Source organism: Flectobacillus sp. (assembly GCF_049240685.1).
Lineage (GTDB): Bacteria > Bacteroidota > Bacteroidia > Cytophagales > Spirosomataceae > Flectobacillus.
Genome location: NZ_JBMLSD010000142.1, coordinates 7,385 through 17,432, shown reverse-complemented (window position 1 = coordinate 17,432; position 10,048 = coordinate 7,385). Strand labels below are relative to the sequence as shown.

General features: G+C 38.6%; 6 protein-coding genes. All 6 read left to right on the top strand.

The window, feature by feature from the left end; all coding sequences use genetic code 11:
- Positions 1–638 precede the first annotated feature (638 nt).
- Positions 639–1,283 (top strand): porin family protein, encoded by a 645-nt coding sequence (locus ACOVQ4_RS06530; RefSeq protein ID WP_421819847.1) that lies wholly within the window; start codon positions 639–641, stop codon positions 1,281–1,283.
- A gap of 571 nt (positions 1,284–1,854) precedes the next feature.
- Complete coding sequence (locus ACOVQ4_RS06525) at positions 1,855–2,958, top strand: FUSC family protein (RefSeq protein ID WP_421819846.1); 1,104 nt, start codon at positions 1,855–1,857, stop codon at positions 2,956–2,958.
- 137 nt (positions 2,959–3,095) lie between these two features.
- The gene (locus ACOVQ4_RS06520) at positions 3,096–3,683 is read left to right on the top strand and encodes an RNA polymerase sigma-70 factor (RefSeq protein WP_421819845.1); all 588 of its coding nucleotides are present in this window, start codon (positions 3,096–3,098) and stop codon (positions 3,681–3,683) included.
- A 108-nt stretch (positions 3,684–3,791) separates the two neighbouring features.
- A complete protein-coding gene (locus ACOVQ4_RS06515) occupies positions 3,792–4,841 on the top strand; it encodes a FecR family protein (RefSeq protein ID WP_421819844.1) in 1,050 nt (349 codons plus the stop codon).
- Between the two features lie 334 nt (positions 4,842–5,175).
- Positions 5,176–8,796, top strand: a complete 3,621-nt coding sequence (locus ACOVQ4_RS06510) for a SusC/RagA family TonB-linked outer membrane protein (RefSeq protein WP_421819843.1) — start codon at positions 5,176–5,178, stop codon at positions 8,794–8,796.
- An 86-nt stretch (positions 8,797–8,882) separates the two neighbouring features.
- A partial coding sequence (locus ACOVQ4_RS06505) for a RagB/SusD family nutrient uptake outer membrane protein (RefSeq protein ID WP_421819842.1) occupies positions 8,883–10,048 on the top strand: 1,166 nt, incomplete at its 3' end.

Sequence of the window (10,048 nt, the reverse complement as noted above, 5' to 3'; positions counted from 1 at the left end):
AGCTATATGTGCAAAGTGTTTCTGATCAAATCAGGCTTACCTTTTATCCAGTTGTTTAAATAAGTAAAGAGACGTTATTAGTTAAGTTTTTAAGCTTTCAGGTATCTGCTTTCGGCTGTGGGCTATGCGAAAAATGCGTGTCCGTGGTCGTTAAAAATATTTTAACACTCCTTGCCTTGTGCCTGTTGCCTTGTGCCTAAAACACAAAACTTAAATTTAATTCTGCTCGATTGCTTAACAGTATATCAGTTATTGTAATATATTCATAATTAAAAAGTTATCTTCAACTTTTACCTTTGACATACGATTGATTTAATCTTTCCTGCTACTTATTGAATTCAAAATGGGTGACCTACAGATTTTAATTGTCATGAAAGTATTCAAGACAATTTTTGTAGGAAATAAATGTCATTTTCTTCGAATCTGGATGAATTTTTGTACTCAAAATCATTGGTTTGAACCAGCGTTTTGAAATATTCAAATCGGGTATACAAAGATACCGTTTACGAAATTATACGAAAAAAATGATTTATACTTGTATTGCTCATACATCGAGTGTCGTTATTTCCCCAGTTTGAGTTGAACAACTAAAAGATTATCACTAGTCGCGCAACATTAACTTTAAATAAAATTTACTTATGAAAAAGACATTTGGATTCCTTGCCCTGTTTATGCTTTTAACAATGGTTTCAAAAGCTCAGTTCTTTACACTCGGTATTAAGGGTGGTGTAAACTTAGCGCAATTGAAATTGGGAAATGAATTGACCATGAATTCTCTTGGAGCAAATTTTCAACAAAGCTTAGACACAAAAACTGGTTATGTAGGCGGTGTATATATGCGAATTGGGAATAAGGTATTTATTCAACCCGAATTTTTGCTTTCAGCCAAAGGTGGTAGCTTAAATATCTTGAAAGGTGGTAGTACAAGCGACAAACAGACGGTAGATATCGAATATACCAATATCGATATTCCTGTATTGCTAGGTTTTAGAATGGGGCCTTTCCGCATCAATGGTGGCCCTTTGGCATCATTTAATGTGAGTAAAGGAGCTACTTTGAACGAAACCATCAAAACGTATACTCAAAATGGCGCTGAGGATGCCTTCAAAAAGGCGTCTTATGGTTATCAAGTAGGAGGGGGTTTAGACCTCGGAGCGCTCTCGCTGGATGTTCGATACGAGGGTAGCCTTTCGGATGTGACTTCTGCCCAATTTACCAATGATATGAAGTTTACTCAAAAAGGAAACCTTTGGCAATTAACATTAGGATTGAAGATTTTATAAATTGTCAACAAAGGTATAATACCCAAATCGCCCCGAAATTTAAGATTGGGATGATGCCTCAAGTTTTTATCAAAAGAGCGGTCGGAAAATATTCTCCTACCGCTTTTTTGATGCTATTTTATAGATTTTACTTGGCTTCAAACGCAATGGTAGAGACGCAAGTATTGCATCTCTACTGCTAAATGTTCCATTTTTTTGAATTGTATTTGAAATAATCAAAGGAAGATAGTGTTTGTTGGATAAGTGATAAATTAAGCATTTTTAGAATTAAGAATTTGTAAGGGTTTGGGTTTAGGCCTAATGCAACAGGTCTGATGATGGGACAAAAGTGAATTTCCTAGTTCAAGACTTAGTCTTGGACTCATTTTTTTTACAGTTTAAAACTGTTTTTTGAAAAGTTTAAACAGCTTCAAAATTTAATAATTGAGCTTTCCCCAAACATAGCTATCGCCCCTAAAAAGCAATTTAATACTCTTTTCCTTGTGCCTAAAACACAAAACTTAAATTTTAATTTGCCTACAAACTTATGTTCTTTTGTAAAATAATTTTCAAAAGACCAACTACTATCATCATGCAAACTAACTTCAAAGACTTTTTGCAGACTGAGCTCAAAAGCTTGGTAGAACTAAAGCATTCCGAACGACCTTGGCACATGCCTCTGATTGCGGCATTTTGTGCCAGTGTAGCACTATTTTCGGGTTTGTATTTTGGGCAGCTCAGTAATGGTCTTTTGGTTTGCCTGGGAGGGCATGTGATTTTGTATATGCCACCTTTGCCTCTAACCAATCGGATGATTACGATGATTGTATGTTCGTTTGGGATGGTTTTATCGTTTGCAATTGGGATTGTATGTAGTTTTAATCCATGGATTTCGACGGTCGTGGTGGGTATCTATGCCGCAATGGTACAATGGGTAGTAGGGCATTTTAAATTGAAAGCACCAGGAAGCTTCTTCTTTTTGTTGATTGCTGTAATGGCAAGTTGTATGCCTTTTAGCTGGGCCGAAATGCCTCAAAAAATTGGCTTGATAGCCATGGGTACCATGCTTGCTTGTTTGATAACCTTCCTATATAGTTTGGCTTTACTGAATACCCAGAAGATGGTAACACATCCGCCTGTGACTATCGCAATCACTTTGCGACGTCAGCGGTATAATAATTTGATTCAGGCGATGATAGTAGGTGGTTTTGTGTTGCTTTCGCTAGGGATAGGTCATTTTTTTGCCTTGAAAAATCCGTATTGGGTGGCCATTTCTTGCTTGGCTATTATGCAAGGCATTAGTCGCAGACACGTTTTACAACGCATTGTTCATCGAATATTGGGAACTACTTTGGGCCTTGGTGTATGCTGGTTGATTCTGCATTTCAAATTAGAGCCCATCACTTTGTGTCTATGTATTGTAACACTTATGTTTATTATCGAAACCCTCATTGTCCGAAACTATGTCATGGCCGTCATTTTTATTACACCACTAACCATATTTTTGACTCAAGTGGCCAATCCTTATTTCAACAATACCGACCTACTTTTTACTTATCGTTTGTTAGATATCGTGTTGGGTAGTTTGTTGGGTGCGTTGGGAGGTTGGCTGTTGTTTCATAATCAGTTTAAATACAAGACAGCAAAGCAACTTCAGCGCATGAAATTAATGACCCGAAAACGACGCCTCGCTTAAATACTCTTTAAAACAACCAAGATGGAAAACGTTATCGGGAACGTTTGCATAAATAATTCAATGGTAATATTTGGAGAATGCTTTGTGATTAACCTACATTTGAAAGTAATTTTTTAATATAAAATATTATTTTTTCTATGTACAGACCTCTCAAAGCATCGAGTGATTCGGAGTTACTATCTTTATTAGTCGAAGATAGTGATGCTGCTTTTGAGGAAATCTATCGAAGATATTTTTCAAAATTGTATACAATTGTTAAGCGTAGACTTTGCGATGAACAACAAACAGAAGATATCGTTCATGATTTGTTTTTGAACCTTTGGCTCAACCGCCATAAGGCCAATATAGATAATTTACCTAACTACTTAATGAAGAGCGTGAAGTATCGTGTGTTAGATGCACTTGACCACGATACGGTTCGCCAAAACTTTTTAGATTATCAAGTCTACATTCCTCAATCCAATAACTCTACTGAGGAAAACATCTACTATTCGGATGCTCTCCGTGTTTATAATCAACATTTGATGAATCTTCCCGAAAAATGCCGTGAGGTATTTTTATTGAGTAGGTCGGGATTATCTCAAAGAGAAATTGCACAAAAACTCGGTATTTCCGAAAATACTGTAGAGAATCATATTGCTAAGGCTTTAAGACTTTTGAAGTCGGGTATGGCCGAATATTTGACACCTAATGCCCTGATTCCTATCCTTTTCTTCTTTTTTTAAAAAAAAATTAAAAAAAAATCACATTTGAATAGTGGAAGTCTTTTTCCAAACCGACTTATCTATGTAAGGAGTTAATAAGACTTTATCGATATTAAACTGTAATATAACATGAGCCATCGTGAATTTAAAGATGATGATGACATCATCAAGTCGCTCAGAGAAAAATATACTCCTGAAGAAATAGAAAAACTTTTAGAATGGTACAATGCTTTTGACGAAATCGAACCTTTGACGGAAGAATTACCAAAAGTTGAGAAAAAAGTTTGGGAATCTCTACAAACTGAACGAGGTATCAATCCAGAAATGGAGGAAGATGAGCCTCAAGTTTCAGTTTGGAAAAATTGGTGGAAACAAAATTGGATGATGTTAACAGCTGCCGCAGCATCGTTGGCCATTATTGTAGGTATCTCGTTACGAGAGCCATCCAATAAGGGCTCAATAGAAAATTTGGTGGGAATACCTCAACTTTCGACGACCGAGAAAAGCCTATGGGAGACGGTGTCTAATGCAGGAAAAGATATTCAAGAAGTAGAACTACCAGATGGAAGCAAGGTTTGGTTGAATCCCTCAACAAGTATCATGTACAAAGTCGTAAAAGGGGCTCCAACCCGTGAGGTGTACTTAGAAGGAGAAGCATTTTTTGACGTAAAACCCAATAAGAATCAACCCTTTCATGTTCGCAACAAAGGCCTTAATGTGGTGGTATTGGGTACAAGTTTTAATGTGGTAGCCTCTGCCAATAAAGACAAATACGAGGTTTCGGTAGTCACTGGAAAAGTCAGAGTGAATTATCAAGAAGAAGAGGACAAGGTAAATCAAGTAATTATTACCCCTCAGCAACAGGTAGTGATTCAGAAGGAAGAAAATATTCTTGAAACACACGACTTTACGGTAGAGCAACCCACTCATAAGCAAATTTGGGAGCCTATTACCCTAAGTTTTGACGAAGTGCCACTGGATAAAGTAATAGCTCAATTAGAATCAGAATACAAAATCGTGATAAGAACACCTAATACTGCTATCCGAAAATGTACCTTATTCGGAAATTTCAACAATCAAAGACTACCTGTAATCATGGATATTATTTGTAGCTCTATCAACGCTTCTTACCAAATAGAAGGAAATGAAATCGTCATTTTGGGAGATGGATGCCAGTAGCAAGCATATTTATTACCTATATAGCAATAGGAAGGAGTGCCATTGTTGAGTTTGGTTCAAAACCAATTTTCTGAACTCAGCCCTTCCGAAGCTCTATCTCGATTGTAGTCCTTTTTAGCGAAAAATTTATAGAAAGTCTTGATGTGATTACCAGCTAGAGATTAGTTACCAGATAATTTCTATTTCATATTAAAACTATCGATTAAATCAAGTAGCTATTAAAAAAAAAGCCTGAAGTGTTACCAGCACTTCAAGCTTAAAGCCTCTTCGAGCATTTACCAGATGCCCGCCGAGGTATTGTAGATTTCACAACCAAATCGTACAAAGCAAATTTATGGAAAAACAATTTATTAAGACAACATTTTTCAAAATCATGAAGATGACTGTCATTCAGTTAGCCATAGCTATTGCCTTTATGGTGGTATCTTATGCAAAAGATGCCAGCGCGCAAGAAGTTTTGGCAAAAACGGTGACTGTTTCGGTAAAGAACAGCACGATGAAAGGAGTGTTGAAAGAACTAGAGAAAGAATCAGGAGTTTCTTTTGTATATAGTTCAAAGCAAACACTATCACAAGCAAACAACCTGAGCCTTATTGCAAACAATGAAAGCTTGAGAACGGTATTGAATCGTTTTCTGAATCCTTTGAACATGAGCTACAAAGTAGTTCACAACTCGATTGTACTGACTGCTTCAAATGGACTAGAGGAGAAGTCGGGTGTCGATATGCCCATGCTTGAAACCAGTCTCACAAAAGCAACCGCCGCCGACCCCGTTAAAGGAAAAGTCGTGGATGCAGAAACTGGTGACGTTCTTCCTGGGGTTACTGTAAAAGTAAAAGGAACGAATACCGGTGCAACTACCGACTCGCAAGGTCGTTTTTCTGTAAATGCGCCAAAAGGCTCTACCTTGGTTTTTTCTTTCATTGGTATGAAGAGCCAAGAAGTAAAGGTAGAAGGGAAAGCAGACATAAACGTATCATTAACTGCCGAAAATAGCATGCTAGCGGAGGTGTCGGTCGTGAGTGATGGTTATGGCGTCGTGAAAAAAACAGATAACACAGGTTCGGTGGCCTCGATGTCGGGTCGTGACCTCAAAAATATCCCTATCACAAGTGCTGCCCAAGCCATGACTGGCCGTATGGCGGGCGTAAGTGTTGTTACTACAGACGGTTCACCCGATGCCGATGTCGTAATTCGTGTTCGTGGTGGTGGCTCGATTACACAGGATAACTCTCCTTTGTATGTGGTAGATGGTTTTATTGTAAATAGTATCAAAGATGTTCCACCTTCTGATATCGAAAGCATCAACGTCCTCAAGGATGCAGCTGCAACAGCTATTTATGGTGCTCAAGCATCAAACGGGGTTGTGGTAATTACTACCAAAAGACCCAAAGCTGGTCGTACCACTGTTTCATACAATGGTTTTTTGCAATTAAAAACTTTACCATCTGATCGTGCTTATAAAGTACTTTCTCCTTACGAGTATGTATTGGTAAACTACGAAAGAGCCAAACTCCGTAGCGCAACAGACGTTTCCAATATGGAAAAGTTTTTTGGAAAATATGGAGATTATGACTTGTATCAGGGTAAAAAAGGTACAAATTGGCAAGACGAACTTTTTGGTGCGCCACGCAACTCGCAGTCACATAATGTTAGTATTAGTGGTGGTACAGAGCTTACTACTTTTAGCTTGAGCTTAACCAATAACACAGACCAAGGCTTATTGACAGGGTCGGGATACAACCGTAACGTTATCAATTTTAAATTGAACCAAACCATAAGCAAAAAGTTAAAGTTTGATGCTTCTGCTCGTATTACTAACACGGTAATTGATGGGGCGGGTACTTCTGGTTCGGCTCAGTTGAACATTAAAGATGCGGTTCAAACACGCCCAACCAACGGTATCGCCGACGAATTGGATATTGATTTGTCGACAGCTGGTAGTGATGATGACTTTGCTTCGTTTTTGTTGGCCTTGGTGAATCCCAAAAAATTAGTAGCCCAAGACTGGCGTAAGCGTACAACTCAAGACTATGTACTAAACGCTGGCTTGAACTGGTCAATCGTAAAAGGTTTAGATTTTAAAACAACATTAACAAGCTCAAAATCGTATGATAAAGTATTACGTTATTACGGTCCATTAACAGGAGAATCATTCAATAATGGTAGTAGTTTACCAATTGGTGAAAAAACTAACTATGAGACCTATTCATTACGTTGGCTCAATACCTTGAACTATCAAATGAAAGGTTTGGGAGCGCATAAATTAGACTTTTTGCTAGGTCATGAAGTGTATTCTACTGGTGGCAATACAAGTTTCTTGCGTGCCGAAGACTTCCGTGCTTCTATTACTCCTGAGGAGCTATTCGCTAATATGTCGTTTGGTCGTACAGATCGCCAATACACGACTGAAAATACCGACCAAAATCGTGTTTCAGGATTTGGACGTATCAACTACCAATTCAAAGACCGCTATTTGGCTGCTTTGACTTTCCGTGCAGATGCTTCAAGTAAATTTAGTGCTGCCAATCGTTTGGGCTTCTTCCCAGCTGTAGCATTAGGTTGGAAACTATCCGAAACAAAGTTGTTGAAACAAATGCGTGACCTCGATGAGTTAAAACTTCGTGTTTCTTACGGTGCAACAGGTAACGACCGTATTGATGCAACGGCTACCCAATTCTTGTTTGAAGCGACTACTTTGCGTGGGCCTGGCTTTGGCAACGTCGATAACGTATATTATACTCCTACAGGAAGCACCTTGTATAATCCAAACTTAGTTTGGGAAACAACCATCAATCAAAACGCAGGTCTCGATTTTGGATTCTTCAAACAGCGCATCGTAGGTAGTTTGGATGTATATCACAACAAGACAAGTAATTTATTATTACAATCGGCTATCCCTTCTAGCTCTGGTTTTACAAGACAATGGAATAACGTAGGTAGTACCTCTAACCGTGGAGTTGAGTTAGCCTTGACAGGTTATATTATCGACAAGCCAGAGGCTTCTTTTTCGGTAAATCTAAACTTTGGTATTAACAAAGCAAAAGTAGAAGCGTTGGATGGTACCACAGAGCGTTTCTTCCAATCAAACTGGGCTAGTACTGATTTGCGTGACCAAGACGACTTCTATGTAAAAGTTGGTGGAACACTAGGAGATGTATATGGCTATGTAGCTGATGGTTTTTATACCGTAGATGACTTTTCGGGTTATGATGCTACCACCAAAAGATATATCCTGAAAGATGGCGTGACCAACTCCACGGCAATCACGGGTAATACTTCTATTCGTCCGGGTTTTATGAAGTTAAAAGATACCAACGGCGATGGCGTAGTAAACAGCTTAGACCGCCAAGTAATTGGTAACACTTTACCAAAAGCTCAAGGAGGTTTTGGATTCAATGGTCGCTACAAAAACTTCGATGCCTCTATCTTCTTCAACTGGTCGTATGGCAACAAAATTTATAATACTGGTAAAATCCAATACAACCAATTCCGTCGTGTGACTTACGGTAACTTAACCGATATGATGAGTATCAACAATCGCTTTACCTATTTGGATGTGGATGGACAATATACGGGTACCCCAGGAGAGATTGTAACAGATTTGGAGCAATTGAGACAATTAAACGCCAACAAAACTATTTGGTCGCCTTTAGGATTGGGAGATGCACAAACGGTAATCTCCGACTGGGCACTTGAAGATGGCTCATTTATTCGTTTGAACAACCTAAACATTGGTTACTCTATTCCTAAGCACCTTATTGCAAAGCTTGGCATGTCTCAGTTCAGAATTTACTTTACTGGAAACAATCTTTACCTATGGTCAAAATACTCAGGCTATGACCCAGAAGTTAGTACTACAAGAAGCGGGTATTCAGGCTTAACGCCAGGGGTAGATTATTCTTCATTCCCGCGTAGCCGCTCATATACTTTTGGTGTAAATATTACTTTCTAGTCTTTGTTAAAAGTTTGAATTGAACTTTTAGTGTGTTTAACCTAAAAATCAGACTCAAGCCTCGGCAAAAGTCTATTCAATGTATTATGAAAAAGAAATTCCTCATACTCGTAGTGATAGCTTCTGGTTTTCTAACGTCTTGCAAAGACTTCTTAGAGCCAGATTCATTATCCACTTTTGATGTAAACTATATTTATTCAAACCCAGATGATGCTCGTAAAGGTGTAAACGCTATTTATGAATCATTTGGTCAGGATGCGTTTCGTTCTCGTCTTTCAAATAACATGGCGGGAAATACCGATATCGAGCACCAAAGTGGATGGAGTAGCTCAGCAGACCGTTATCAGATTTGGGATTTAAGTGCCCTCCCAACCAACGCCGACCTACGTATTGTTTGGAATGCCGCTTACACTTCGATTCGTAACTGTAATATTGCTATCGAAGGAATTGAAGCTAGCGATGCACTAAAATCTGCTGACGTTGTTACTTCAAGAAAAATGTACCAAATGTTGGGTGAAGCCTATACAATGCGTGCTTACTGGTATAGTATGTTGATATATTTTTTTGGAGATGTTCCTAATGTTCGTCTTGCACCAAAGGCGGGAAATAACTTTTATCTACCCAAAGAAGACCGTAACGTGATTTTGTCACAAGTCATTGATGACCTTATCAAAATCGAGGATAAAATGCTTTGGGCTGACCAAAATAGCTACAGCATTGAACAAATCAACCGTGAATATACCATGGGGATGATTGCTCGTTTGGCACTTCAGCGTGGAGGGTATTACCTGACTCCTGCCATGCAAATGGAGCGCAAGTCAGACTATTTAGATTACTACAAAATAGCGAAGACCTATACCGAAAAATTAGTTACGTTGAAAGACCGTGCTTTGCCAACTGATTTCAAACAGGTATTCTTGAATGAATCAAAATTTGTGACTCCATCCAATAGTGATGTATTATTTGAAGTACCATTTGCGATTGGTAATGGTGATGTAGGTTGGAATATTGGTATTACTGTAGAAGGTGGTACAACAGCAGCGCATAGCTATGGTTCAGGAAACAACTACATGGCTATTCCGCCAACGTACTATTTTTCCTTCGATACCCTAGACGTTCGTCGCGATGTTACTTGTGCTTTCTATAAAATTAATACCAGTGCGCAAGCCGTGTTTGTTACCAATTCAATGAATATTGCTCAAGGTAAATGGAGTCGTTGGTTTTTGGACAAAGCTCCTGGTGCTTCTACGGC